Raw genomic sequence first — 24677 nt, 5'->3', positions numbered from 1 at the left:
CGATTGATTCGGGCTGCTTTCCGGTTCACAACAGTGCGGCAGCGCAGCCGTCTCAGGGTAAAGATTTTCACCCCAAATTTACCCTCTGTCGGGCTTAGTGACCTCTGCTGATATCCTCTGGGGATGCGACGATTCCTGCCATGCCAAAGATCCTGCTCGCCGAAGACGACAACGACATGCGCCGTTTCCTGGTCAAGGCGCTGGAAAACGCCGGTTTTCAGGTCTCGTCCCATGACAACGGCATGGCCGCCTATCAGCGGTTGCGGGAAGAGCCGTTCGAGATGCTGCTCACCGACATCGTGATGCCGGAGATGGACGGCATCGAGCTCGCCCGCCGGGCCTCGGAACTCGACCCCGACATCAAGATCATGTTCATCACCGGCTTTGCCGCGGTTGCCCTGAACTCGGATTCGGACGCCCCCAAGAATGCCAAGGTGCTGTCCAAGCCCGTGCACCTGCGCGAATTGGTCAGCGAAGTGAACAAGATGCTGGCGGCCTAAATCGGCCCCGTTCCGTCCTTGCGCCGGGTCCCCTGAGCCGTTATAGGGACCCCACCCGACCTAAGTGGACTATTAGGGCACGTAGCTCAGCGGGAGAGCACTACCTTGACATGGTAGGGGTCACAGGTTCGATCCCTGTCGTGCCCACCATCCTTCGCTCGCGAAGCGAGTGAAGGATGTCACGCCGAAGCCCAACGGGCGCAGGGGGGCTGCGCCGCGAGCTTCGGCTAGGCAAGCCACAACCCATCTCAACAACAAGCGTGTCCGGCGTAGCTCGAAGAGCGAAGACGGACTGGCGCATTCTTACTCCGCTCCTTGGAACACGCCCTGTCGGTCCGGCATTGTTCCGTCATGCCGAAGTCCTCCACAAAACCCTTCAAGCGCGGCGACCACGTCAGCTGGAATTCCGAGGCCGGCCGCGTGCGCGGCCATATCCTGCGCGTTCACACCGAGGACGTCGACTACAAGGGCTACATCCACCACGCCAGCCCGGACGATCCGCAATACGAAATCCGGAGCGACAAGACCGACCACGTTGCCCTGCACAAGCGCCGCGCATTGCGGTTGTTGAAGAGCTGACGGCCCCGGGAGCCGAGTTGCGTCCATGGCTCATCCGTTCTTCACCATCGGCCATGCCACACGCTCGATCGAGGAGTTCGCCCGATTGTTGCAGGATAGCTCCGTCACCTTCGTGGCCGACGTGCGCACCGTGCCCCGCTCCCGCACCAACCCGCAGTACAATCGCGAGACCCTCCCCAAGTCGCTCGCAACCGCTTCGATCGGTTATGAGCACATTGCCTCGCTCGGCGGCCTACGCAGCCGCAAGCGCGAGGTGCCGCGCGAGACCAATGCGTTCTGGCAGAACGGCAGCTTCCACAATTACGCCGACCACGCCATGGGCGCGGCTTTTCATGAAGGGCTCGCGCATTTGCGCGCCGTCGGGCAGGTGCAGCGCTGCGCCATCATGTGCGCGGAGACATTGTGGTGGCGATGCCACCGGCGGATCATCACCGACTATTTGCTCGCGGCCGGCGAGACGGTGTTTCACATTCTCGGGCCCGGGCAAGTCAAACAGGCCGAAATGAATCCGGCGGCGCGGGGCGTGGCCGGCGGCCGCCTGGCCTACCCGGCCGAGGGTTAGCCAACCGTCGCCGGCCAGGTTATGCTCACGCTCCATCCCGGCTACGACGCTGCCTCAGACAAGAGGTCGCCCATGAGCATATCCGTCATCGAGCAAGCAAAAATCCAGGCGCAGGTGCTGGTGCCGCTGGTCAAGGCGCTGCAGGCCGAGCTCGGCGAGGTGCGCGCCAACGCGCTGGTGCGCAAGGCGCTCGGCGATCTCTATCGCGGCTACGGCGAGGAGTTTTGGAAAGCCAAGAACGATAGCGATCTCGGCAAGGCCGTATCGTCGGCGTTCAGGACCTATGCCCGCGACGATGCGCTCGCCTATGACGTGATCGAACAGTCGCATGACGCCTTCGCGTTCGACGTTACGCGCTGCGCCTATGCCGAGTTTTACAAGGCGCTCGGCGAGCCGGAGCTCGGCTTCCTGCTGGTCTGTACTGCGGACTTTGCGACCGCGGAAGGCTTTGGCTCCGGCGTCAGACTCACGCGCACGCAGACGATCATGCAAGGCGCCGATCATTGCGACTTCCGCTACCGGCGCGACAATGGCGGGACGCCATGAAGGCAATGATCCGGGCGATCGGCCTCGCCGTGGCATTGCCGTCGCTGATCGTAACCAACGAATGCCCGGGGGCGATATTCAATATCCAATGACGCAAATCGACGAAAAGGCCCCCGAAGTGCGCGTTCGACAGCAATGACGAACACGCGAAGGAGCATCGCCGATCACAATCTACCCTACCAGATACTTCTTCACCGCCGCCTCGTCCCATTCGATCCCGTTGCCCGGCTCCTCGCCCGGCAGCGCAAAGCCGTCCTTGATCTTGAGGCGCGTTGCCAGCACGGCATCAGCCCAGTCGACATATTCCAGCCAATGCGCAGTCGGTGTCACGCAGAGCAGGTGGGCGCTGACTTCCGAGAACAGATGCGTGGACATCTCGATGCCGGCGGCGTGCGCCAGTGACGCCGCACGCAGCCAACCGGTGACGCCGCCGATGCGCTGCACGTCGGGCATCACGTAGTCGCAGGCTTCCGCCGAGAGCGCGGTCTGCATCGCGAAGGCGCTGTCAAAATTCTCGCCGATCTGGATCGGCGTGCGCAGCGCATCGGCAATGCGGGCGCAGCCGGCATGATCGTCATGGCGGATCGGCTCCTCGATCCAGGTCAACCCTTCGTCGTCGAGCATCTCGCCGCGGCGGATGGCCTCGGTCACCGTGAGCGCCTGGTTGTAGTCGCACATCAGCGTGACCTGATCGCCGACGGCGTTTCGCACCGCGCGAACGACGGCGAGATCCTCTCGCGCATCGGGGCGGCCGACGCGGATCTTGGCGGCCCGAAACCCTTCGGCCAGCAGCTTGTGGGCCTCCTCGACCGCGGCGCCCGCCGGCATGATGCCGAGCCCCTTCGAATTGTAAGCCCTGACCGGCTTCGGCGCGCCGCCGAGCAGCCGCGCCAGCGGCAGGCCCTTGCTGCGCGCGAGCGCATCCCAGGCCGCCATGTCGATGCCGGATTGCGCCAGCCGCTGCAGGCCGGCCAGGCCCAGCAGCGTGAAGCGCTGGGTCAGCTTGCGCTCGATCTCGAACGGCAGCAGTTCGTCACCGGCAAGCAGCTCTGACATTTCCGCGACCATCGACGTCAGCGGTTTCAGGGCCGACGGCGTGATCGAGAACAAATAGGCATGCCCACGGGCGCCCTGGTCGGTCTCGCAGTCGATCAGCACCAGCGGTGCCTTGGCGACCGCGCCCGTCGATGTCTGGAGCGGCAGGTTCATCGGCACGATCACGGGCCGCGCGTTGAAGCGCTTGATGCGAATGGTCTCGGTCATGGGATCTCCCGGCGGGGTGAATGCAGCTTGATGCCGATCTTAAACATTCGTCATGAAACGAAAAGCCGCCTGCCGCGACCACCATAAAATGGGGTTGCGCGGGCGCGCGTTTATCGGCCTTGTGTTGCACATATTGGACCGCAAATTCCCCGAGTTTGCGACAAAACCGCCCACGACGGAGCCACAGCGTGAAACAAGAGATCTCCGAAGAGCAGCGCAAGAGCGGCATCCTGACCGGTGCCGCGGTCGCCTTCCTCCTGCTCGCTTTGCCGCTCGCGGTGTGGCTGGATCTGACCGAGCTCAGCAAGACGGCGTTGCGCCGGCAGGCGGTCGATCTCAACTCGGTGATCACGAGCGTGCGCAGCTACTACGCTTCCAACGTGGTCGGGCGAATCCTTGCCAATCCCGACGGCACGACCCAGGTGGTTCACAATTACGAATCCGTCTCCGGCGCGATCCCGATTCCCGCGACGCTGTCGCTGGAGCTCGGACGGGTGATCGGCGCGCAGCAGGAGAACATCACCTACCGCTTTGTCTCGGACTTCCCGTTCCAGAACCGCGCAACGCACCAGCTCGACAAGTTCGAAAAGGACGCGCTCGATGCGCTTCGCAACGATCCCGAGCAGAAGATTGTCGACACCGAGACCTCGCTGTTCTCAGACAAGGTTCGCCTGGTCGCGCCCGTCGCGATGGGTCCGGCTTGCGTGAGTTGCCACAACAGCCACCCCGAGAGCCCGAAGAAGGACTGGAAGGTCGGCGACGTCAGAGGCATCCAGGAGGTGATCATCGCACAGCCGATCGCCGCCAACATCTTTTCGTTCAAGTTCCTGCTGGCCTATTTCCTGATCGCCGCCGGCAGCGGGCTGGCGTTCCTGTCGCTGCAGCGCAGGCAGGCCGGCCGCATCAAGACCATGAACAGGGAGCTCGAATCCGCCAACGACTTCCTGGCCTCGCTGTCGATGAAGATCTCGCGCTACATCCCGCCGCAGGTCTACAAGAGCATCTTCTCCGGCCAGAAGGACGTCACCATCCACACCGAGCGCAAGAAGCTCACCATCTTCTTCTCCGACATCCAGAATTTCACGGCCACCGCCGAACGGCTGCAGCCGGAGCAGCTGACCCAGCTCCTCAACGAATATTTTACGGAGATGTCGGCGATCGCCCATGACTATGGCGGCACCATCGACAAGTTCATCGGCGACGCCATGCTGATCTTCTTCGGCGATCCCGAGACCAGGGGCGATCGCGCCGATGCGCAGGCCTGTCTGCAGATGGCCTGGCGCATGCAGCAGCGTCTTGCCGAGCTCAATGCGAAATGGCGGGCGTCCGGCATCGAGCAACCGTTCCGCTCGCGCATGGGCATCAACTCGGGCTATTGCAATGTCGGAAATTTCGGCAGCTCCGACCGCATGGACTACACCATCATCGGCGCCGAGGCGAACCTCGCCGCGCGCCTGCAGTCGATCGCCGAGCCCGGCGGCATCGTGTTGAGCTACGAGACCTTCGCGCTCGTCAGCGACATCGTCCGCGCCCACGCTTTGCCGGCGATCACGATGAAGGGCATCAGCCGCGAGGTGATTCCCTATTCGGTCGACGCGCTCAACGACGGGACGGCAGAGCGAAGCGGCATCATCACCGAGCGCGCGCCGGGGCTCGAGCTCTATCTCGATCCCGCGGTGGTGAAGTCAGGCGACGCCGCACGGGTACGCGCGCTGCTGGAGAGCGCGTTGGCCTCGCTGAAGCCGGCGTGAGGGTGGCGAGCTTTTGATTGGGCTCGGATGGTGCCAAGGGACCGGTGTGCTCCCTCTGCCACTTGCGGGCGAGGGTAGGGGTGAGGGCTCCCTCTTCTTGGGGAGTCTCGATTGCGGATGCACCCTCTCCCCAGCTCTCCCCCGCAAGCGGGGGAGGGAGCACACCTGCTCCGTCGATGCACTGCGGTGCTGACCACACGCGCAAGCCGGCAATACGTTACATGGGTTACCTCACCGCGCCGCGCCTTCCGTGAAGGCGGTCTCGATCACATCCCCAAAAGGTTGCCACGACCGCCCGTCGAACTGGACGAGCCGCATCTGCTTGATCGGCAGATAGTTGCTCGGCGAGGTATTCATTCTGATGTTGGGCAGCGCGACGGAGGGGTTGTACCCCCTCAACGAGGCCGCCTGACGCATGATGTTCTCGCGTGACAGGTCGTCGCCGCACTGCTTCAGCACCTGCGTCAACGCCTCGGCCGCGGCGTAGCCGTAGACCGCGGCGTTGTTGTTGTTGCTTTCGACCTGATGGTACTTGTCCATGAAGGCGAACCATTCCTTCATGGCGGGATCGTCTTTCCAGGCGGGGTCGCTCGGGTCCTTCAGGAAGGTCGCCGAGATCACGCCGGCCGAATTCTCCAGGCCCGCGGGCGCCATCGCATTGGCAATCGAGGCGGAGGCATCGTTGACGATGAAGACCGGGCGCCAGTTGAGCGAAGCCGCCAGCTTGATCACCTTGGAGGCCGTCGACGGCACGCCGAGAAAGACGAAGATATCGGCGCCGGCGCGCTTGAGGATCGAGACGTGGCCGTCGAGGTGCTCGTCGCCGATGTCAAAGGCAATGTCGACGAGGACATGGCGGTTCAAGTCGCCCAGTCCGTCCTGGATCCCCTTGTAGAGCATGCGTCCGAACTGGTCGTTCTGCCAGAGCACGACGATCTTCTTCCTGGGGTAATAGGCTTGAATGTAGTTGGCATAGATGCGCCCCTCCGACCGGATCGACGGCTGCCAGCCCATGGTCCAGGGGAACGCCCTGGCCTGGCTCAGCTCCTCGTCGCCGGAGGCGACGAAAAGCTGCGGGACCTTCTTCTCGTTCAGATACCAGCGCGCGGCGAGATTGCCGGGCGTGCCGAACGATCCGAACATCAGGTGCACGTCGTCCTTCTCGACCAGATTGCGCGTCAGCTCCAGGGCGGTCGACGGATCGGAATTGTCGTCGCGCGTGATGAAGCGGATCTTGCGGCCGTTGATGCCGCCGCGCGCGTTGATCATGTCGAAATAAGCGGCTTCCGCCTGACCGATCGCGCCGAATTCAGAAAGCGCTCCCGAATACGGCATGACATTGCCGATGCGGATCTCCTTGTCGCTCGCCGGCTGTTCGGCGTGTTGCTGCGACATCGCCCCCAGCGAGGCGAAAGCGACGATCGAAACGAACAGCACTCTTCCGGTGACGCGCATGCTCGACACCTTGTCGTTGGCCCCGAACGAGGTCGGCTCAATCCGCACCAAGGCCGATTGATGTAGGTCAGGCGTTTGGCGATCGTGTGGCTCGGCCGGGCATTTCAGACGCGCGCATGTAGGGGGCGAATGAAATGGCAGGTGTGTTGACGGGCTGTTGCGGCACTCTGCGTGTGTAGCCCTCCTCTGATCGGGAGAATCCCCGTGTGGTACCCCCTCTCCCTAACCCTCCCCCGCAAGGGGGGAGGGACATACCAAGCGCGTGGTAGGAGACTCGACTTATCAAGACGCTTTCGATGAGCCGCAGTGCAACCGCGCACGCCGCTGGGCTCCCTTCCCCCTTGCGGGCGAGGGCGGGGGAGAGGGGTGGGCCCAGCAAATGGTGTGAGTTGTCGATAGCGGAGCTACGCCCCGGCTACGGCAATCCTCGCGCTTCGAGCTGATGCACCAGCAGCAGCGTCGGCTCGGCGAGGCTGTCGCCGGAGCCGTCGAGACCGAAGGCGCTCGCGATGCCCTCGCGGCTGCGTAGCAATGCGCTGCGCGGGCAATGGCCGGCGCCGCAAAGCGTCTTCTTCAAGGTTTCGCCTTGTGCCACGAGGGCTGCGGAATCGTCCGCAGCCCAGGCCAGTACGATCGGCACATCGACGTTGAGGATACCGGGGAACACCGAGCGCTTGTTGTATTGGCTGACATCGCTGCCGAGATAGGCCTTCTCGCTGTCGCTCGCGTCCTTGCCCGCGCGGTAGATGCCGGACACCAGCACGATTGCGGCGACATCGGCGCGATCGGACTGCAATTCGGGATGCGCCAGCAGGGTCGCGACATGGAAGGCGCCGGCGCCGTAGCCGACCGCGACGATCTCGCGGGCGTCACCGTTGAACAGGTCGATATTGCCGTGAACCCAGGACAGCGCCGCCGCCACGTCGGTCGCCCCCGTCGGCCAGGTCGCCGCGGGGGCCAGGCGATAACTGACACGCACGCCAATCATGTCGTTGCGCGCGGCAAAGCACATCGCCTGGTCCTGGATCTGGCGCGACAAGTCCGGCGCGGCACGGTCGCCGGTAAATGTGTCGCCGGTGACGAACAGCAGCACCGGCCGCGGCGTGTCCGCCTTGGTGGCGCTGCTGGCGACATCGAGCACGTTGGCTTCGCTCTCGCCGTAGCGCAGGCCGCGCGAGAAGGTGACCTGCTCGCATAACCGCGCGGTGCCGCCGGCACTGGTGTCGGAATCGGTGAGGCCCGCTTGCACGAGATCGGAGGGCGGCGAGAGCCGGCTCGGCAAAGGTCCGTGCGCGGAGGCCGTGGTCATGGTCAGAAGCAGCAAGATTGTCGGATAATTCTTCATGGTGATGCCGGCCTTCGGGGGCCCATATTGGCCCGCTGATGTGGCCTGTCTTTTCAATTCGCCTCATTAGTCAGCCGGCCTTGAGGCGAATTCGCGGCATCTCTCGCCGATCTGCGGCCGGCGCGGAACGGGCGGCCGGTCCGGCGCGCAGCCGCGTTTGGAACGCAAGCAGGGGCCCCGGGGCCGGCTGCGCGCCGCCGCCGCTTTGTCTCGATGCGTCAAGCCGTTGCCCGGCGCCGCCGAGGCTCGAGCCGGAAATGGCCTTCTACTGAGCATGGGGTTGTTTTCGAGAGTTTGTTTTGGACGGCTTGTCAGGTCGGCGTCATCGTCCGAAACGTGATGGAGTAACGGCGTGCCTCGACCGGCGGGATGCTGTGCTCCCATTGCGAGCGCGCCTCGCCTTGCATCATGTAGAGCGAGCGCGGCTGCGCCTCGAGCGTATGGCGCTGCCATTTGTCGCCGCTCCGGCGGCGGAAGCGAAACTTGCAGGCCGAGCCCAGCGACAGGCCGAGGATCTCCTTGAAATGCGGCTTGTCGCGGTGCCAGCCAATGCCGACGCCGATGTCGTATTCGGTACAGAGCACCTGGCGGACGCTGGCTTCCGGCAGCCCGGCCCATGCCTCGGTCTGGCGCGCGATCGGCAGGAGCCAGTCCGGGATCGGCTCCGCCTCGGCCAGCCGCTGCAGCGAATAGTCATAGCGGTAGCCGAACGACGCCACCCGGCGGTTGCCCTCGAACGCCCCGAACTGGAAGCGTCGGAGCGGCAATGCTGCGATGCGGCCGATCAGCGCCCGCTCGACGGCGGCTTCGATAAAATTGTCGACATAGCGAAGCCCTGAAGGTCCTGCTTCCGGCTCAGTGAATAATCCGAGCTGCGTCATTCCTCGCATTTCCGTGACGGAACCTTTTGCCGGCTCAAGCGACTTACATATGACGCGGGAAGTAACGTGCGAGAGGCTGTCATGGCACATAAGCATACCGCCGATCCGGCAGAGATCATGCGGGCGACCGGCCATCCCGAGCTGGAATATGCCGCCGGCTGGACCATCGCTGGTCTGGTCACCATCGGCGCCATCGTCGCCGCCTGGGTCTTCGCGATCTAGGCATGATCCGGAAAAGTGTGAAGCGGTTTTCCGAATAGATCATGCCCGACCAAGAAACTGAGGGGTGATGCAGCGCCTTTTCGCCGGACATGCCGATGGCGCGGTCGAGGCTGCCGCTGGCCTCGATCGAGCTCGCTGGAAACCGGCTCCTGAGGTCGGCGATCACGGGCGCGAGTTCGGTGCACTCGTTCTGCGGCAGGCTCTCGGCGCGGACGAGCTCGCGTAAGCGCTGCGCCATTGCCTCCAGCCGCTGCGTGTCGGACACGATGTTGGCGATGAACGTGTTCTGCTCGGCCGGCGTCAGGCCCTCGGATTTGCCTTGAACCGAATCCTGCAACAGCTCGGCCGCGCCCTTGATCGAGGTCAGCGGCGATTTCAGCTAGTGGGAAAGGTGGGCCACACCGGGGCAGGTCGCGCTGTGAGGCCTGTCGATCGACTATCAGGCACGCTCGCGACGCGGTTGTTGACGATGGCGGGCATCGCCGAGAACACGTGCACGCCGAGGCGCAATATTCGGGGCTAGCCGATCGTATCGCCCCGCGTACGACAGCGCGAGGCGATCGGTTACCGTCCTTCGCAAATGTCCTATTCCGCCTGCTCTAGCGCCGCCGGCATTCGCCACCGACATCAATGACCGTGCGACCTGGTTGAGCAGCAGGTCCGCATTCTCTTCCTCGGCGAGGGATTTGGAGAGCAGGGCGACGATGGCGCTATGCCGGAGCTGCTGCGCCAGGCTACGTGCAGTGGTGTAGCCGGACATCTCGTAATGTTCGACGCGCTGGGCCGCTGAGATCAGCGCGAGGTCGGCGGCTGCGTCCTCCTTCTCCTCAGCTTCCTTCATGACCTCCTGGCCTTCCTCGATCAGGCCCATCATGCCCTTGCAGGGCGGCGCGAGCATTCTCGCCGAGCAGTTCGAAGCATTCGTTGATGCGCTCGACCTGATTTTCGGTCTCGGCCAGATGCTGCTCGAACATTCACGCAACTGATCGAAGCGAGCGGACTGCGCCATCTTGGGCAGCGCCTTGGTCAGCTGCTTCTCGGCATGGAGAATGTCACGCAGCTCACGGAGCGGGAGATCGGTCAGACCGGCCTCGTCGACGGGCGGAGAACTCTCCGCGACGATCGATGTGGCGGTGCCGGGGATCGGCGGACTGGATGGCTCGCGCTCTGGGGGAAACGATGCGCGTCAACCAGTGCTCGGAATGTTCGTCTAGCCACGCTCGAGATGCGGATCGCTCCTCTACGCCGCCCGCGCGATCAATCCGTCGATCATCGCGCGCACGAGGCCTGCGATTTCCTTGCGCAGCGCCGGCAACGGCACGGCAACCAGCTTCTGTTCCAGTCCGAGCGCCACCATGCCATGCACCGCCGAGAACAGGCTGCGCGCCGTGATGCCGAGCTCCTCGCGGCTGCGCTTTGGAAACAGCGCGGCCAGCGGTTGGTAGATGTGGCGGAACAGCTGCATCTGATCCTGGACGGACCAGTCGGGGACGACCTTGTCGGCCTCCATGCGGTGCTCGAACAGCGCGCGCCAGAGCTGGAGATTTTCGGCCGCGAAATCGCAATAGGCGAGGGCGATGCGGACCAGCGTCTCTTGCGGTGATGGCTCGCCCGCGTCTTCCGCGGCGCCAAGCGCCTCGTCGAGGCGAAGCAGCGTGCGCGAGCCCACACGCAGGATCAGCTCGTCCATGTCAGCCACGAGATTGTAGACCGCGCCGTTGGCGCAGCCGATCTCGCGGGCGAGATCGCGGGTTTTCACCCCCGACAATCCACGGTCAGCGATCATCCGCTCCGCCGCCAGGACTAAGTCGGCGCGAAGTTTCTCTCGTCGTTCCAATGCTTTAGACATCTATTCGTCAAATTCTTGAGCGGCGCTCAAAATAATCTTGAACTATGTTCAAGTTTCTTGCTACAAAGCCTCTGTGAGCAGCGCTCATAACAGGGAGCAACAGATGTTCAAGACCGTCGTGACACTTTTCCGCGGCAGCGTAGCCGCCGCCGGCGAGGAGCTGGAGGACCGGACAGCCCTCCTCATTCTCGACCAGCAGATGCGCGATGCCGCCGCCGCCGTCGAGCGCAGCAAACGAACGCTGGCGCTGGCGATTGCGCAGGACCAGCAGGAGGGCCGCAAGCTGGAGGCGACCGTTGCCCGCATTGCCGATCTCGAAACCCGCGCGGTTGCGGCGCTCGACGGCGGCCGTGACGATCTCGCCAGGGAGGCCGCCGAAGCCATCGCAGGCCTGGAGGCCGACCGCGATGCCGCGATGACGGCCCGCGCGCTGTTCGCGACCGAGATCGCCCGGCTGAAGCGGCACGTCGCCAACGCTCAGGCCCGCATCACCGAGCTCGATCGCGGCCGCCGCGTCGCCCGTGCCTCGGAGGCGGTGCGCTCGCTTCGCCGCAGCGGCATCGAGGCGGCGCGTCCCTACGAATCTACGCTGCCGGAGGCGGAGAGCACTTTGCGGCGTCTGCGCGATCGGCAGATGGAAGCTCAGGCGGCCGACGATGCGCTGGTCGAGCTCGATGCGGCCACCGGTCCGCTCGCGACCGCCGAGAGACTTGCCGAGCAGGGCTTTGGCCCGCGGCTGAAGACGACCGCGGACGACGTGCTGGCGCGGCTGAAGTCCAGGCGCACGCCCACGACCTGATCCCGAATCCCATCATCATTGAACCAACAGGAGACCATCATGAACCAGAACGGCCAACCCCACAGCAGTGCCTGGGTCACCTTCACTTGCGCGTCCTTCGCAGCTTCCGCCTTCCTCCTCGCCATCGGCATCTTCTTCTTGCCGATCGACTTCTGGATGAAGGGCTATCTCACCATGGGTATCGTCATGCTGGTCCAGACCTGCATCACCCTGACCAAGACGGTGCGCGACAATCACGAGAGCAGCCGGCTGGTCAATCGCATCGAGGACGCGAAGGCCGAGCGGCTCTTGATGGAGGTGTCCAAGGCCGCTTGAAAAAACGCCTTGAGCCGATCCGGACGAGAGAGAGCCTCGGAGCAACACGCGCCGCGGCTCTCGCGTCGCAACCATCCGGAATGACGTCTTGATGGCCGCAATCCGCATCGCGCATTGTGCTTCGGCCGCAGGTGCGATATGGCTCTCGCGCTTTCAGAGGCGGAGACGAGCTTTGTCGAAACAATCGCTGCGTGAGGAGGCCGAGCGCCTGATCCGCGAATCGATGGAAAAGAAATCCATCGTCGTCAAGCAGGGCACGACCCGCATCGAGGCTGTCTGCGGCAAGTGCGGCGCCCCGAACCGGGTCCAGGCGGAGAAGGGCCAGAGCCGCGTCAAGTTCGCCTGCAAGAATTGCGGGCACAAGCAAGAGACGCTGTAGGCTTCTTACCTCTCCCGTAAGAACGGGGCGAGGGAGTGATAGAGCGGTGCAAGCCTACTCCCCCTCCACAAACTTCCTGAACGCGTCCGCGTAATCCGGATGCCAGCGCGACAGCGGCGGACGGTTCTCGACGATGTCGCCGGCGGCCCACAGCATGCGCTTCTCGTCGAGCGCGCGCGGCACGTCGTTGTCCGGGCACAGGATGTAAAAATCGCCGGCCTCCAGGCGCGCCAGCATGAAATCGACCGTCTGCTCCGGCGTCCAGGCGCCGGCCGGCTTCTCGGTGCGGCCCTTCGCGGTGAGGCCGGTGAAGACGAAGCCGGGGATCAGAAGGTGCGCCGTGACGCGACGGTCCTTCGTGTTGCGCAGCTCGTGCTGGAGCGCCTCGGTGAACGCTTTCACGCCGGCCTTGGAGACGTTGTAGGCGGGATCGCCCGGCGGCGTGGTGATGCCCTGCTTGGAGCCGGTATTGATGATGAGGCCGCATTTGCCGCGCGCGATCATGTTGGGCGCGAAGATGCGTGAGCCGTTGATGATGCCCCACATGTTGACGGCGATGATGCGCTGCCAGTGATCGGGCTCGCCGAACAGCGTGCTGCCCGGCTGGATGCCGGCATTGTTCATGAGGACGTCGGTGCCGCCGAACCGCTCGCGCACCGCGCGCTCCAGTTCCGCCAGGCTCTCGGCGTTGCTGACATCGACCGCGAAGGTCATCACGTCTACGGCAGACGTGACGGATGACAATTTTGTTGCAGCGTCTGCCAACCGGGGTTCGTCGACGTCAGCGATACACACCTTCATTCCAGCGCGCGCAAAGGCGGTGGCGGCGGCAAATCCGATGCCGGATGCGCCGCCTGTGATCACGGCAACATTGTCTTTGGCGATCGCGGCATGTGGCATGGTGCGTCTCCGCAAGAGGGGCTTCGCGCGAGCTATAACATGGCGGCTGCGCGACCCTGCACAAGTCGGCATGGGAGGTCTTCGTTCCACGCTGCCTTTACGCCTTTCCGGCCCCGCTGTATCCTTCGACATAACGATCCCGCCCAGATCGAACCAATCAATCACCTGACAGGGAGTGCAGCCATGGCTGTGTCGCAGGCTATTCCGATCACGCGCCATCCGTTCGCGAACGGGTCCTACAAGCAGATGCTGATCGACGGGAAATGGGTCGATGCAGCCTCGGGCAAGCGCTTCGAGACCCGCAATCCCGCAACGGGCGAGCTGCTCGCAACTGTCGCCGAAGGTGACAAGGAAGACATCGATCGTGCGGTTGCCGCCGCCCGCCGCGCCTTCGAAGGACCCTGGAGCAAGGTCAAGCCGTTCGAGCGGCAGAACCTACTCCTCAGGCTTGCCGACCTCGTCGAGAAGAATTTTGACGAATTGTCGCAGCTCGACACGCTGGACATGGGCGCGCCGCTCAGCCGCACCCGGGCCTATCGCCTGCGTGCCGTCGGCATGCTGCGCTATTACGCCGGCCAGACCACCGCGATCCACGGCGAGACCATCGAGAACTCGCTGCCGGGCGAAATCTTCTCCTACACGCTGAAGGAGCCGATCGGCGTCGTCGGCGCCATCATTCCCTGGAACGGGCCGCTCACCGCGACGATCTGGAAGATCGGTCCCGCGATCGCGACCGGCTGCACCGTCGTGCTCAAGCCCGCCGAAGAGGCGCCGCTGACCTCGCTGCGCATCGCCGAGCTGGCGATGGAGGCGGGCATTCCGCCCGGCGTCGTCAACGTCGTGCCCGGCTATGGCGAGACCGCCGGCGCCGCGCTCGCCTCGCATCATGACGTCGACAAGGTCGCGTTCACGGGCTCCCATGTCACCGGGCAATCGATCATCCGCGCCTCCGCCAGCAATCTGAAGCGCGTATCGCTCGAGCTCGGCGGCAAATCGCCGGACATCGTGTTCGCGGACGCCGATCTCGATGCCGCCGTGCCCGGCGCCGCGATGGCGGTGTTTGCCAATTCCGGGCAGATCTGCAGCGCCGGCACGCGCCTGTTCGTCGAGCAGTCGATCTACGAGGAGTTCGTCGGTCGCGTTGCCGAATTCGGCAAGAAGCTGCAGGTCGGCAACGGCCTCGATCCCAATGTGCAGATCGGCCCGCTGGTTTCCGAGCAGCAGCTCGAACGCGTCACCGGCTATCTCGACATCGGCCAGAAGGAAGGCGCACGCGCGCTCGCCGGCGGCGGCCGCGTCACCGAGGGTGCGCTGTCGAAGGGCTTCTTCGTCTCGCCGACGGTATTTGCCGGCGTCCAGGACAACATGCGCATCGCGCAGGAGGAGATCTTCGGGCCCGTCATCTCGGCGATCGCGTTCAAGGACATGGAAGAGCTCGTCAAGCGCGCCAACAACACCACCTTCGGCCTCGGCTCCGGCCTGTGGACGCGCGACGTCAGCAAGGCGCATGCGGTCGCAAAATCGCTGCGCGCCGGTTCGGTGTGGGTGAACTGCTACCAGGCGATGGATCCGGCCGTGCCCTTCGGCGGCTACAAGATGAGCGGCTACGGCCGCGAGTCCGGCAAGCAGCATGTCGAGGAATATCTCAACGTGAAGGCCGTCTGGATCAAGACGGCGTAAGGCCTGTCCTTCTTGGCCTCTCCCCGCCTGCGGGGAGAGGCCGGAATGCGCGCGAAGTGCGGATTCCGGGTGAGGGGCAGTCTCCGCGGACTGCGCTCGCACCGAAATTGCCGAGATAGCCCCTCACCCCAACCCTCTCCCCGTAAGAACGGGGAGAGGGAGAACGAGCGCCGGCCTTTCAGGCTGCCATTTCCCTTCTATCCACATCCTTTCATAGACATCCGGGGACCACATGAAATTCGAAGCGTTGTTTAGACCGTTGCAGGTCGGTCCGTACAAGCTTGCGCATCGCGTCGCGATGGCGCCGCTGACGCGCATGCGGGCCGAGCGCGAGAGCTTTTCGCCGCGACCGCTCAACGCTGAATATTACGCCCAGCGCGCCACGCCCGGCGGCCTGATCATCGCCGAAGCCTCGCCGGTGCTGTCGCACGGCCGCGGCAATCCGGCGACGCCCGGCATCTATTCGCAGGCGCAGATCGACGGCTGGCGCAAGGTGGTCGACGCAGTGCACGCAAAGGGCGGCATCATCTTCCTCCAGCTCTGGCATGTCGGCCGCGTCTCGCATTCCTCCTTCCATGGCGGTGAGCTGCCGGTTTCGGCCTCGGCGATCCCGATCAAGGGGGAGGGGATGAAGGCGATGACGGCCGACGGCAGGATCTCGGACTATGAGACGCCGCGCGCGCTGGAGACCGAGGAGATCAAGAATATCGTCGAGGCGTTCCGGCAAGGCGCGAAGAATGCGCTCGCCGCCGGTTTCGACGGTGTCGAGATCCACGGCGCCAACGGCTACCTGCTCGAGCAATTCCTGCAGTCGCGCAGCAACCAGCGCACCGATCAATATGGCGGCTCGATCGAGAACCGCGCGCGGCTGCTGCTCGAAGTCACGCAGGCGGCGATCGAGGTCTGGGGCGCGAACCGCGTCGGCGTGCGGCTCTCGCCCCACGGCATCGCCAATGATTCCGGCGAGCCGGATCCGATGCCGCTCTACACCTACGTCGTGAAGGCGCTGGACAAGCTCGGTCTCGCTTATCTGCACTTCATCGAGCCACGCTCCAGCGGCGCCGGCCGTGCCGACGTCCATTGGGAGAACGTGCCATCGGCGATGGTGCTGTTCCGTCCGCTCTACAGCGGCGTGCTGATGACCGCCGGCGGCTTCACCGGCGAGACCGCGAACGCGGCGATCGCCGACGGCCACGCCGACGTCATCGCCTTCGGCCGCATCTTCATCTCCAACCCCGATCTGCCGCACCGCCTCGCGCACGATTATCCGATCACGCCGTACAACCGTGCGACGTTCTATGGCGGCGAGGAAAAGGGGTATACGGATTATCCGGTGTATGACGAGTTGACGCCGGCTTAGCTACGGGACTCTTGTGTCGCTCCGCCGGCCATCTCAAACTCCGTCATTGCGAGCGCAGCGAAGCAATGACGACGGAGAGACACCAATGGCCAAAGCCGCCGCCGCCGCAGGGATCGCCGCCGGCCAATGCCTCTGCGGCAAGGTCACCTTCGAGATCGACGTCCCCGCGCGCTGGGCCTGGCATGATCACTCCGCGGCCAGTCGCCGCGCCCATGGCGCGGCCTACGCCACCTACGTTGGAAGCTGGAAGAAGCGCTTCCGCATCACCTCCGGCAAGACCGCGCTCACGCGCTATGAGGACAAGGCGACCAAGACCGCGCGCAGCTTCTGCTCGCATTGCGGCACGCCGATCGCCTATGAGCGTCCGCGCGGGCCCCATATGGTCAACATCCCCCGCGCGCTGTTTCGGGAACGCACCGGCCGGCAGCCGCTCTACCACATCGCGATCGAAGAGCTGCAGGAATGGGCCTATATCGGCGAGCCGCTGGTGCCGCTGAAGGGCTTTCCCGGCGTGGTCTGGCAGCGCTCGAAAAGGAAGAAGCGCGCGGGCGGCGAGGACCCGTTCGAGCTGGGGCGGGAGGAAATCTAGCCCGCCATTTGCTCCGCTCGTGCCCCGGACGCAGCGCGGCGCGAAGTGCCGCACTGCCGAGCCGGGGCCCATGCGTCAGCGAGCTCGGTGCGGATTCTAGGTCCCGGCTCTGCGTCGCAACGTTGCACGTTGCGCCGCGTCCGGGACACGAGACCGTCACACGCAACGCAGCCATGACCGCGCTTCCTTGCGCGCTCCCTTCGACTTCGGCCATCATGCCTTCAGTCCTTGCGGCAACGTCCGCTCCTGGAGGAAAGATGAAGAACAAGATCACCGGCCGCTCCGCCTTTCTTGCGCTGCTCAAGGACGAGGGCATCACGCATCTGTTCGGCAATCCCGGCACCACCGAGCTGCCGATCATGCATGCGCTGAAAGACCATCCTGACCTCACCTACGTGATGGCGATGCAGGAGAGCCTGGTGGTCGCGATCGCCGACGGTTATAGCCGCGCCTCCGGCAAGCTCGTCGCCTGCAACGTCCACGTCGCGCCCGGCCTCGGCAACGCCATGGGCTCGCTCTACAACGCCCAGTTCACGGGCACGCCGATGATCCTGACGGCCGGCCAGCAGGAACAGGGCCACGGGCTGATGGAGCCGGTGCTGTATGGGCCGCTCGTGCGCATGGCCGAGCCGCTGGTGAAATGGGCGGTCGAGGTGACGCGGCTTGAGGATTTGCCGCGCATCGTGCGCCGCGCCGCCAAGGTCGCGACCACGCCGCCGACCGGGCCGGTGTTCATTTCGCTGCCCGGCGACATCCTGAACAGCGAGGCCGGAATCGACCTCGGCCGCTCCACCCGCATCGACGCTCGCGTGAAACCGTCGGACGAAGCCTTGAAGGTTTTTGCCGCGCGGCTCCTCAGGGCGGAGCGCCCTGCCATTGTGACCATGGACGAGGTGGTGAAGAGCGACGCACTGAGGGAAGCCGCCGAGCTCGCCGAGCTGCTCGGTGCGGCCGCTTACCAGTCTTCGACGCCGTATGGATCGCACTTCCTCTCGGAGAGCCCGAGCTTCGTCGGCACACTGGCGCGCGTGCAGAAGGTCGCGCGCGATATGCTGGCGCCCTATGACCTCTTGATTGCGCTCGGCGGCGATCCCTTGCGGATGTCGGTCTATAGCGAGATCGATGCGCTGCCGGATGGACTCGGCATCGTGCAGATCGGTCTCGTCGATTGGGAGATCGCCAAGAATTACGGCGCCGAGATCGCGCTGAAGGCGGATCTGAAGGAAACGCTGCGCGCGCTGATCCCGGTGCTGAAGGAGATGGGCGGCCCGACGCTCGCGGGCCGCGCGAGGCAACGCCTCGCCGAGCTCGCGCCGAAGAACTGGACCGCACGCCGCGCGGCGCTGGTCGAGCAGATCGGCAAGAGCGCAGGCCGCGCGCCGATCGATCCGGACTTTTTGGTGCTGCAGATGATCGAGGCGATGCCCGACAGCGCCATCCTGATCGACGAAGGCCTCACCTCCAGCCGCCAGATCACGGCGCTGCGGCCGCATCGTGACCGCTATGGCTATCACGGCCTTGCTTCCGGCGGCATCGGCTGGGGCCTGCCGGCCTCCGTCGGCGCCAGCATCGCCAATCCGGATCGTCCGGTCGTCTGCTTCTCGGGCGATGGCAGCGCGATGTATTCGATCCAGTCGCTGTGGACGGCGGCGCATCACAAGCTGCCGCTCAACGTCGTCATCGCCAACAATGGCGGTTACCGCATCATCAAGCAGCGCCTGCTCGCCTTCCACGGCGACGACAATTACGTTGGCATGGACTTCGTCGATCCCCCCGTGGATTTTGCCGGCGTCGCGAAGGCGCTGGGCTGCGAGGCGATCAGGATCAGCGACCCCCGCGAGCTGAAGGCGACGCTGGCGTCGGCGTTCAATCGGCCCGGCACCAAGCTGATCGAGGTGATGGTGGACGGGAAGGTGTAGCCCCCTGTCGTCCCAGCGAACGCCGGGACCCATACCGCGTGATCTATCGATCGTGGATGGTGCTAATCCCGAACGACCAGCCTTCGCCAAACTGCTCCCTGGGGTTATGGGTCCCGGCGTTCGCCGGGACGACACCGAAGGTGTGGCGCGCTACTACCCCTCCCTCCCCACGCGATACCCGGCCGCCGGATGTGGCGCGTCGAGCCTTGCCCGGCCACCGCCGAACAGCTTCTCCCGCAGCGTGCCCTTGGCATATTCCGACTTATAGCGCCCGCGCTTGGTCAGCTCCGGCACCAGCATGTCGGCGATGTCCTCGAAATCGCCGGGCGAGATCGCGAACGCGACGTTGAGGCCGTCGACGTCGGTCTTCTCGAACCAGTCCTCGATCTTGTCAGCGACGCTTTCGGGCGTGCCGACCACGACCGGGCCGGCGCCGCCGATCCCGACATGCTCGATGACGTCGCGCACGGTCCAGACGCGGTCCGGATCGCCCCGCGTGACGTTGTCGAGCGCGCTGCGCCCGGCATCGTTCTGGACGTGACGCACTTGCTGGTCGAGCTCGTAGCCGGAGAAATCGATGCCGGTCCATCCCGACATCAGCGCGAGCGCGCCTTCCGGATTGATGTGCGAGCGGTAGTCGGCGTATTTCGCCGCCGCTTCGGCCTCGGTGTTGCCGAGGATGATCGTCATCATGTTGAACATCAGGATCTCCGCCGGGTTGCGGCCGAGTGCGGCGGCCTCCTGGCGGATCGCCGCCACGCGCGGCGCGATGATCTTGGCTGATGGTCCGGACATGAACACGCATTCGGCATGCTTGGCCGCGAACTGCCGGCCGCGCGGCGAGGTGCCGGCCTGGTACAGCACAGGCGTGCGCTGGGGCGAGGGCTCGCTGAGATGGATGGTGTTGTTGATGCGGTAGTTCGTGCCTTCATGATTGACGCGATGAACCTTGCTGGGATCGGTGAAGATGCCTCGTGCCCGGTCGCGCAGCACGGCGTCATCTTCCCAGCTGCCTTCCCACAGCTTGTAGACGACCTCCATATATTCGTCGGCGATGTCGTAGCGGTCGTCGTGGCCGGTCTGCTTGTCCTTGCCGGCGCCACGCGCGGCGCTGTCGAGATAGCCGGTGACGACGTTCCAGCCGATCCGTCCCTCGGTGAGGTGATCGAGCGTCGACATCCGTCGCGCGAACGGATAGGGCGGCTCGAAGGACAAATTGCTGGTGACACCGAAGCCGAGATTTTGCGTCACTGCGGCCATCGCCGAGAGCAATAGCAGCGGCTCGTTCGACGGCGTCTGTGCTGCGTTGCGCAAGGCTGCGTCAGGGCTGTTGCCATAGACGTCGTAGACCCCGAGCACGTCGGCCAGGAACAGCCCGTCGAAACGGCCGCGCTCCAGCGTCTTGGCGAGATCGATCCAGTAGGGCAGGCGATTATATTCAGCGGTGCGGTCGCGCGGATGGGTCCACAGGCCCGGTGATTGGTGTGCGACGCAATTCATCGCAAAGGCGTTGAGCCTGATCTCTTTGGCCATGCTGGTCCCCTGGCGCTCTGTACTGAGCGCTCTTCGAATGGTAGACGTGCGCCCGAACTTGACGTCCGACTGGGTGTCCTATTTGGCGAAGTTCTTGCATATCGCTTGCGCTTGGCAAGGCCAAAATCAGCGGCGCTGCTGCGCCTGGCAAGCCAATCTCAAGGATGCAAGGACGAAATCCCAAGAGAACTACAAGAGAAGTACAAGAACTATCCAACTCCCTGCCACTTTCGAAGGCCAACCCGTGTCGGGTAAGGTCCTTCGTCTCAAAGTCCCGAAAAGCAAGTCATGACCAGAGCCGACGCCATCGCCCGCGCCCGTGAGGATTTTAGGTCCGGCGCATTCCTCGCCGAGCTCGACCGTCGCGTCGCCTTCAAGACCGAGAGCCAGAACCCATCCCGTGGCGCCGAGCTGCGTGGCTATCTGGAACAGGAGATGCAGCCGGCTTTCGCCGCGCTCGACTTCACCAGCCGCATCGTCGAATCCCCCAGCGGCAAGGCACCGTTCCTGTTCGCCGAGCATCACGAGAGCGCGTCCGCACCCACCGTGCTGGTCTATGGTCATGGCGACGTCGTCGACGGCATGGAAGGTGAGTGGCGCGACGGCCGCGATCCCTGGCGCACCACGGTTGCGAGCACGCGGCTCTACGGCCGCGGCACCGCCGACAACAAGGGTCAGCACAGCATCAACATGGCGGCACTCCGCGCGGTGCGCGATGCCCGCGGCGGCAAGCTCGGCTTCAACGCCAAATTCATCGTCGAGATGGGCGAGGAGATCGGCTCGCCCGACCTCGGCAAGGTCTGCGACCTCAATCGCGACGCGCTCAAGGCGGATCTGTTCATGGCCTCCGATGGACCGCGCCTGTCCGCCGACCGTCCGACGTTGTTCCTCGGCTGCCGCGGCGGCATCCGCATTCATCTGGACGTGAACCTGCGCGACGGCGGCCACCATTCCGGCAATTGGGGCGGCGTGCTGGCCAATCCGGCGACCATTCTGGTCAATGCGATCTCGACGCTGGTCGATGGCCACGGCCGCATCCAGCTCGACGCGCTGAAGCCGCCGCGGCTCACCAACCAGATCCGCTCCTATCTCGCCGACGTGCAGGTGACGCCGGGGGCAGACGAGCCCGCGCTGGCGGAGAACTGGGGCGAGGAGGGTCTTTCGGCCGCCGAACGGCTCTACGCCTGGAATACGCTGGAAGTGCTGGCGATGTCGTCGGGCAATATCGAGAAGCCGGCCAACGCCATTCCGGGCCACGCTAATGCCGTGCTGCAACTGCGTTTCGTGGTCGGGACGAAGATTGAGGGCCTGATCGAGGCCATCCGCGCGCATCTGGTCGCAAAGGGTTTTCCGATGGTCGAGGTGCGGGCGGCGCAGAGTTTTGCTGCATCGCGCACAGACTTCGACAGTCCGTGGATCAAATGGGCGGCGGATTCGGTGCAGGAGACCACCGGCAAGGCGCCGGCGGTGCTGCCGAATTTCGGTGGCTCGTTGCCCAACGACGTCTTCTCCGAGATTCTGGGCCTGCCGACGATCTGGGTCCCGCACTCCTATCCCGGCTGCTCCCAGCATGCGCCCAATGAGCACATTCTGCTGCCATTGACGGAAGAAGCCTTGACGGTGATGGCCGGGCTGTTCTGGGATCTCGGCCAGTTGCCAAGGCCTCTAACAAGACCCCTCAGTTGAGCCGTTAACCTGAGCCGCGATCCAGCCAAAAGTCACATTCTAATCCAAGCCGTTTTGTGCTTGCATCCCGCCCGCATCATCCTGAAAGGGGACAAAAAAGTGAAACATTTCCGTAGCATTGGGCTCGCGCTCGCCGCGACCTTCGCCGTCAGCCAGGCCGGGGCCCAGGAGCTGACCGGCACGCTGAAGAACATCAAGGACACCGGCGCGATCACGCTGGGCTTCCGCGATTCCTCGATCCCGTTCTCCTATCTCGACGACAACCAGAAGCCCATCGGGTTCGCGATGGACATCTGCTACAAGATCGTCGACGCCGTGAAGAAGGAGCTCAAGCTCGACAAACTCGAGGTCAAACTCAATCCGGTGACCTCGGCGACCCGCATCCCGCTGATGGCCAACGGCACCATCGACTTGGAATGCGGCTCGACCACCAACAACGCCGAGCGCCAGAAGCAGGTCGCCTTCACCAACACCCACTATCTGACCGCCAGCCGCTACGTCTTCAAGAAGTCCAGCGGCCTGAAGTCGATCGATGATCTCAAGGGCAAGACGGTGGTCTCGACCGCGGGAACCACCAACATCAAGCAGCTCACCGAGGCCAACGTCGCGAAGAGCCTCGGCGCCAATATCATCCCCGCCAAGGATCACGCCGAAGCCTTCCTGATGGTTGAGACCGACCGCGCGGTCGCCTTCGTCATGGACGACATCCTGCTCGCGAGCCTCGTTGCCGGCTCGAAGTCGCCGGGCGACTACGTAATCTCCAAGGACGCCTTCTCCAAGCCCGAGCCTTACGGCATCATGCTGCGCAAGGACGACGCTGCCTTCAAGAAGGTGGTCGATGCCGCGACCGCTGCGCTTTACACCTCCGGAGAGGCCCAGAAGATCTACGACAAGTGGTTCACGCAGAAGATCCCGCCGAAGGGACTGAACCTCAACACCCCGATCTCGCCCGAACTGAAGAACGAGTTCGCCAAGCCGACGGACTCGCCGAATCCGGACGACTATAAGTAAGAAAAACCTCGATCTTTCGATCGGGATCATGTCCGGCCACTCTTGACACAGGGGTGGCCGGACATTTGCATAGGCGCCGGGACAACCATGACTGGCGCGTTCGCGCGGGGGACACGTGAACTACAACTGGAACTGGGGAATCTTTTTCCAGCCGAACCCGATGGGGACCGGCACCTATCTCGACATGCTGCTGTCGGGCCTGGTGCTGACCCTCAAGACCGCGGCGCTGGCCTGGATCATTGCGCTGATCACCGGATCGCTCGTCGGCGTGATGCGCACGCTGCCGTCGAAGGGGGCGAACTGGTTCGGCTTTGCCTATGTCGAATTCTTCCGCAACATGCCGCTGCTGGTGCAGCTCTTCCTGTGGTTCTTCGTGCTGCCGGAATTGCTGCCAAAAGCCGCCGGCATCTGGCTGAAGCAGCTGCCCAACGCGCCGTTCTGGACGGCGGCGATCGGCGTTGGTTTCTTCATGTCGGCGCGCGTCGCCGTGCAACTGCAGGCCGGCATCGGCTCGCTGCCGCGCGGGCAGAAGATGGCCGCAACGGCGCTGGGCCTGACCACCGCGCAGGGCTATCGCTACGTTCTGCTGCCGATGGCGTTCCGCATCATCCTGCCGCCGCTGACCTCCGAGTTCCTGAACACCATCAAGAATACGGCGGTCGCGATCACCATCGGCCTGCTCGAGCTGACCGGGCAGGCGCGCTCGATGCAGGAATTCTCGTTCCAGGTGTTCGAGGCCTTCACCGCCGCGACCATCCTCTACCTCCTCGTCAACGCCGTCGTCGTGACCGCGATGCGCTTCCTCGAGCGTTGGGTCGCGATCCCCGGCTACATCACGGGGAAATAGGCGATGTTCGGTAATCTCGATTTCGACGTCATCCGCCGCGCGCTGCCTTATCTGTTCTACGAGGGCATGACGTTCACGCTGACGCTGACCGGCCTCGCAGCCCTCGGCGGCCTCGTCTTCGGCACGGCGCTCGCCCTGATGCGGCTCTCCGGCTTCAAGATCCTTGGCCGGATCGCAGGCGTCTATGTCGACTTCATGCGCTCGCTGCCGCTGGTGCTGGTCATCTTCTGGTTCTACTTCCTGGTGCCCTATATCGGGCAATGGCTGACCGGCGCCTCGCGTCCCATCAGCGTCGGCGCGTTCGCATCCTCGCTCATTACCTTCATCATGTTCGAGGCCGCGTATTTCTCCGAGATCATGCGCGCCGGCATCCAGTCGATCTCGCGCGGCCAGCCGGCCGCAGCCAGCGCCCTGGGGCTGACCTACGCCCAGACCATGCGCTACGTCGTGCTGCCGCAGGCCTTCCGCAACATGCTGCCGGTTCTGATCACGCAGACCATCGTTCTGTTCCAGGACACGTCGCTGGTCTACGTCTTGTCGATCACGGACTTCCTCGGAGCCGCGAGCAAGGTCGCACAGCGCGATGGGCGCCTCGTCGAAATGTACCTGTTCGCAGCCGTGGTCTACTTCACCATTTCCTGTATCGCGTCCTTCGGCGTCCGCCGGCTGCAGGCGCGCATCGCCATCATTCGCTAGGGCTAGAAGC

General features: G+C 64.3%; 24 protein-coding genes, 1 tRNA gene and 2 pseudogenes. 18 read left to right on the top strand and 9 right to left on the bottom strand.

Annotated elements, in window-relative coordinates; translation table 11 throughout:
- Window positions 1–140: 140 nt before the first annotated feature.
- From cpdR to XH84_RS17265, 5 genes are all read left to right on the top strand, one after another.
- Window positions 141–500, top strand: a complete 360-nt coding sequence (cpdR, locus tag XH84_RS17285) for a cell cycle two-component system response regulator CpdR (protein WP_007597092.1) — start codon at window positions 141–143, stop codon at window positions 498–500.
- A gap of 75 nt (window positions 501–575) precedes the next feature.
- Window positions 576–650, top strand: a tRNA-Val gene (locus tag XH84_RS17280).
- Window positions 651–851: 201 nt separating this feature from the next.
- Window positions 852–1079, top strand: a complete 228-nt coding sequence (locus XH84_RS17275) for a hypervirulence associated TUDOR domain-containing protein (protein WP_128921678.1) — start codon at window positions 852–854, stop codon at window positions 1077–1079.
- Window positions 1080–1104: 25 nt separating this feature from the next.
- The gene (locus XH84_RS17270) at window positions 1105–1641 is read left to right on the top strand and encodes a DUF488 domain-containing protein (RefSeq protein WP_128921677.1); all 537 of its coding nucleotides are present in this window, start codon (window positions 1105–1107) and stop codon (window positions 1639–1641) included.
- Between the two features lie 72 nt (window positions 1642–1713).
- Window positions 1714–2187 (top strand): L-2-amino-thiazoline-4-carboxylic acid hydrolase, encoded by a 474-nt coding sequence (locus tag XH84_RS17265; protein ID WP_128921676.1) that lies wholly within the window; start codon window positions 1714–1716, stop codon window positions 2185–2187.
- Window positions 2188–2358: 171 nt separating this feature from the next.
- Here the strand turns inward: XH84_RS17265 and XH84_RS17260 are convergent, their stop codons facing one another.
- Window positions 2359–3450, bottom strand: a complete 1092-nt coding sequence (locus tag XH84_RS17260) for an enolase C-terminal domain-like protein (RefSeq protein WP_128921675.1) — start codon at window positions 3448–3450, stop codon at window positions 2359–2361.
- Window positions 3451–3638: 188 nt separating this feature from the next.
- Between XH84_RS17260 and XH84_RS17255 the strand changes: the two genes are divergently transcribed.
- Complete coding sequence (locus tag XH84_RS17255) at window positions 3639–5201, top strand: adenylate/guanylate cyclase domain-containing protein (RefSeq protein WP_128921674.1); 1563 nt, start codon at window positions 3639–3641, stop codon at window positions 5199–5201.
- A 231-nt stretch (window positions 5202–5432) separates the two neighbouring features.
- Here the strand turns inward: XH84_RS17255 and XH84_RS17245 are convergent, their stop codons facing one another.
- From XH84_RS17245 to XH84_RS17235, 3 genes are all read right to left on the bottom strand, one after another.
- On the bottom strand, window positions 5433–6656 hold the full coding sequence (locus XH84_RS17245) for an ABC transporter substrate-binding protein (protein WP_164937392.1): 1224 nt from the start codon (window positions 6654–6656) through the stop codon (window positions 5433–5435).
- A gap of 415 nt (window positions 6657–7071) precedes the next feature.
- On the bottom strand, window positions 7072–8001 hold the full coding sequence (locus XH84_RS17240) for an alpha/beta hydrolase (RefSeq protein WP_128921739.1): 930 nt from the start codon (window positions 7999–8001) through the stop codon (window positions 7072–7074).
- Window positions 8002–8312: 311 nt separating this feature from the next.
- Window positions 8313–8882, bottom strand: a complete 570-nt coding sequence (locus tag XH84_RS17235) for an alpha-ketoglutarate-dependent dioxygenase AlkB (RefSeq protein WP_128921672.1) — start codon at window positions 8880–8882, stop codon at window positions 8313–8315.
- Window positions 8883–8963: 81 nt separating this feature from the next.
- Here XH84_RS17235 and XH84_RS39875 point away from each other — a divergent pair, with 81 nt between their 5' ends.
- On the top strand, window positions 8964–9104 hold the full coding sequence (locus XH84_RS39875) for a hypothetical protein (RefSeq protein ID WP_164936531.1): 141 nt from the start codon (window positions 8964–8966) through the stop codon (window positions 9102–9104).
- Window positions 9105–9174: 70 nt separating this feature from the next.
- On the opposite strand, the pseudogene XH84_RS17230 reads toward XH84_RS39875, so the two are convergent.
- The 3 genes and pseudogenes from XH84_RS17230 to XH84_RS17220 form a co-directional block, all read right to left on the bottom strand.
- Window positions 9175–9501, bottom strand: a pseudogene (locus XH84_RS17230) (histidine kinase dimerization/phospho-acceptor domain-containing protein); the annotation flags it as partial.
- Between the two features lie 188 nt (window positions 9502–9689).
- Window positions 9690–10242: pseudogene (locus XH84_RS17225) on the bottom strand (DUF892 family protein); the annotation flags it as partial.
- Between the two features lie 102 nt (window positions 10243–10344).
- Entirely contained in the window at window positions 10345–10953 is a 609-nt protein-coding gene (locus tag XH84_RS17220) for a TetR/AcrR family transcriptional regulator (RefSeq protein ID WP_128921671.1), read from the bottom strand.
- A gap of 103 nt (window positions 10954–11056) precedes the next feature.
- Between XH84_RS17220 and XH84_RS17215 the strand changes: the two genes are divergently transcribed.
- From XH84_RS17215 to XH84_RS17205, 3 genes are all read left to right on the top strand, one after another.
- Window positions 11057–11752 carry a PspA/IM30 family protein gene (locus tag XH84_RS17215; protein ID WP_128921670.1) on the top strand — a complete coding sequence of 232 codons (696 nt, stop codon included), beginning with the start codon at window positions 11057–11059 and terminating at the stop codon, window positions 11750–11752.
- A gap of 39 nt (window positions 11753–11791) precedes the next feature.
- On the top strand, window positions 11792–12067 hold the full coding sequence (locus XH84_RS17210) for a YiaA/YiaB family inner membrane protein (RefSeq protein WP_128921669.1): 276 nt from the start codon (window positions 11792–11794) through the stop codon (window positions 12065–12067).
- 172 nt (window positions 12068–12239) lie between these two features.
- On the top strand, window positions 12240–12446 hold the full coding sequence (locus tag XH84_RS17205; RefSeq protein ID WP_128921668.1) for a hypothetical protein: 207 nt from the start codon (window positions 12240–12242) through the stop codon (window positions 12444–12446).
- Window positions 12447–12500: 54 nt separating this feature from the next.
- Here the strand turns inward: XH84_RS17205 and XH84_RS17200 are convergent, their stop codons facing one another.
- Window positions 12501–13346: an SDR family NAD(P)-dependent oxidoreductase gene (locus XH84_RS17200; RefSeq protein WP_128921667.1), complete on the bottom strand. Its 846-nt coding sequence runs from the start codon at window positions 13344–13346 to the stop codon at window positions 12501–12503.
- A 183-nt stretch (window positions 13347–13529) separates the two neighbouring features.
- Between XH84_RS17200 and XH84_RS17195 the strand changes: the two genes are divergently transcribed.
- The 4 genes from XH84_RS17195 (at window position 13530) to XH84_RS17180 (ending at window position 18894) form a co-directional block, all read left to right on the top strand.
- Window positions 13530–15026, top strand: coding sequence for an aldehyde dehydrogenase family protein (locus XH84_RS17195; protein WP_164936529.1), 1497 nt, complete (start codon window positions 13530–13532; stop codon window positions 15024–15026).
- A gap of 232 nt (window positions 15027–15258) precedes the next feature.
- The gene (locus XH84_RS17190; RefSeq protein WP_128921665.1) at window positions 15259–16386 is read left to right on the top strand and encodes an alkene reductase; all 1128 of its coding nucleotides are present in this window, start codon (window positions 15259–15261) and stop codon (window positions 16384–16386) included.
- 85 nt (window positions 16387–16471) lie between these two features.
- Window positions 16472–16975 carry a GFA family protein gene (locus XH84_RS17185; RefSeq protein ID WP_128921664.1) on the top strand — a complete coding sequence of 168 codons (504 nt, stop codon included), beginning with the start codon at window positions 16472–16474 and terminating at the stop codon, window positions 16973–16975.
- 257 nt (window positions 16976–17232) lie between these two features.
- Window positions 17233–18894 carry a thiamine pyrophosphate-binding protein gene (locus XH84_RS17180; RefSeq protein ID WP_128921663.1) on the top strand — a complete coding sequence of 554 codons (1662 nt, stop codon included), beginning with the start codon at window positions 17233–17235 and terminating at the stop codon, window positions 18892–18894.
- 153 nt (window positions 18895–19047) lie between these two features.
- On the opposite strand, the gene XH84_RS17170 is transcribed toward XH84_RS17180, so the two are convergent.
- Window positions 19048–20427: an LLM class flavin-dependent oxidoreductase gene (locus XH84_RS17170; RefSeq protein ID WP_128948490.1), complete on the bottom strand. Its 1380-nt coding sequence runs from the start codon at window positions 20425–20427 to the stop codon at window positions 19048–19050.
- A 288-nt stretch (window positions 20428–20715) separates the two neighbouring features.
- On the opposite strand from XH84_RS17170, the gene XH84_RS17165 reads away from it, so the two are divergent.
- The 4 genes from XH84_RS17165 (at window position 20716) to XH84_RS17150 (ending at window position 24667) form a co-directional block, all read left to right on the top strand.
- Window positions 20716–22113 carry a M20 family metallopeptidase gene (locus XH84_RS17165; RefSeq protein WP_128921661.1) on the top strand — a complete coding sequence of 466 codons (1398 nt, stop codon included), beginning with the start codon at window positions 20716–20718 and terminating at the stop codon, window positions 22111–22113.
- 99 nt (window positions 22114–22212) lie between these two features.
- Window positions 22213–23124, top strand: coding sequence for an amino acid ABC transporter substrate-binding protein (locus XH84_RS17160; protein ID WP_128921660.1), 912 nt, complete (start codon window positions 22213–22215; stop codon window positions 23122–23124).
- 115 nt (window positions 23125–23239) lie between these two features.
- A complete protein-coding gene (locus XH84_RS17155) occupies window positions 23240–23971 on the top strand; it encodes an amino acid ABC transporter permease (RefSeq protein ID WP_128921659.1) in 732 nt (243 codons plus the stop codon).
- 3 nt (window positions 23972–23974) lie between these two features.
- The gene (locus tag XH84_RS17150; protein ID WP_028140044.1) at window positions 23975–24667 is read left to right on the top strand and encodes an amino acid ABC transporter permease; all 693 of its coding nucleotides are present in this window, start codon (window positions 23975–23977) and stop codon (window positions 24665–24667) included.
- The last annotated feature ends 10 nt before the right edge of the window (window positions 24668–24677 follow it).

This window comes from Bradyrhizobium nanningense, assembly GCF_004114535.1.
In the GTDB taxonomy this organism is placed as follows: domain Bacteria; phylum Pseudomonadota; class Alphaproteobacteria; order Rhizobiales; family Xanthobacteraceae; genus Bradyrhizobium; species Bradyrhizobium nanningense.
The sequence above is the reverse complement of the archived record's forward strand: the minus strand, read 5'-3'. Positions and strand labels throughout refer to the sequence as shown.

Bases quoted from the DNA above. Each gene is read 5' to 3' on its own strand.
- XH84_RS17260 (WP_128921675.1), bottom strand. From the start codon at position 3,450: ATGACCGAGACCATTCGCATCAAGCGCTTCAACGCGCGGCCCGTGATC.
- XH84_RS17220 (WP_128921671.1), bottom strand. From the start codon at position 10,953: ATGTCTAAAGCATTGGAACGACGAGAGAAACTTCGCGCCGACTTAGTC.
- XH84_RS39875 (WP_164936531.1), top strand. From the start codon at position 8,964: ATGGCACATAAGCATACCGCCGATCCGGCAGAGATCATGCGGGCGACC.
- cpdR (WP_007597092.1), top strand. From the start codon at position 141: ATGCCAAAGATCCTGCTCGCCGAAGACGACAACGACATGCGCCGTTTC.
- XH84_RS17180 (WP_128921663.1), top strand. From the start codon at position 17,233: ATGAAGAACAAGATCACCGGCCGCTCCGCCTTTCTTGCGCTGCTCAAG.
- XH84_RS17210 (WP_128921669.1), top strand. From the start codon at position 11,792: ATGAACCAGAACGGCCAACCCCACAGCAGTGCCTGGGTCACCTTCACT.
- XH84_RS17190 (WP_128921665.1), top strand. From the start codon at position 15,259: ATGAAATTCGAAGCGTTGTTTAGACCGTTGCAGGTCGGTCCGTACAAG.
- XH84_RS17200 (WP_128921667.1), bottom strand. From the start codon at position 13,346: ATGCCACATGCCGCGATCGCCAAAGACAATGTTGCCGTGATCACAGGC.
- XH84_RS17185 (WP_128921664.1), top strand. From the start codon at position 16,472: ATGGCCAAAGCCGCCGCCGCCGCAGGGATCGCCGCCGGCCAATGCCTC.
- XH84_RS17215 (WP_128921670.1), top strand. From the start codon at position 11,057: ATGTTCAAGACCGTCGTGACACTTTTCCGCGGCAGCGTAGCCGCCGCC.
- XH84_RS17270 (WP_128921677.1), top strand. From the start codon at position 1,105: ATGGCTCATCCGTTCTTCACCATCGGCCATGCCACACGCTCGATCGAG.
- XH84_RS17275 (WP_128921678.1), top strand. From the start codon at position 852: ATGCCGAAGTCCTCCACAAAACCCTTCAAGCGCGGCGACCACGTCAGC.
- XH84_RS17170 (WP_128948490.1), bottom strand. From the start codon at position 20,427: ATGGCCAAAGAGATCAGGCTCAACGCCTTTGCGATGAATTGCGTCGCA.
- XH84_RS17150 (WP_028140044.1), top strand. From the start codon at position 23,975: ATGTTCGGTAATCTCGATTTCGACGTCATCCGCCGCGCGCTGCCTTAT.
- XH84_RS17245 (WP_164937392.1), bottom strand. From the start codon at position 6,656: ATGCGCGTCACCGGAAGAGTGCTGTTCGTTTCGATCGTCGCTTTCGCC.
- XH84_RS17235 (WP_128921672.1), bottom strand. From the start codon at position 8,882: ATGACGCAGCTCGGATTATTCACTGAGCCGGAAGCAGGACCTTCAGGG.
- XH84_RS17265 (WP_128921676.1), top strand. From the start codon at position 1,714: ATGAGCATATCCGTCATCGAGCAAGCAAAAATCCAGGCGCAGGTGCTG.
- XH84_RS17240 (WP_128921739.1), bottom strand. From the start codon at position 8,001: ATGAAGAATTATCCGACAATCTTGCTGCTTCTGACCATGACCACGGCC.
- XH84_RS17195 (WP_164936529.1), top strand. From the start codon at position 13,530: ATGGCTGTGTCGCAGGCTATTCCGATCACGCGCCATCCGTTCGCGAAC.
- XH84_RS17165 (WP_128921661.1), top strand. From the start codon at position 20,716: ATGACCAGAGCCGACGCCATCGCCCGCGCCCGTGAGGATTTTAGGTCC.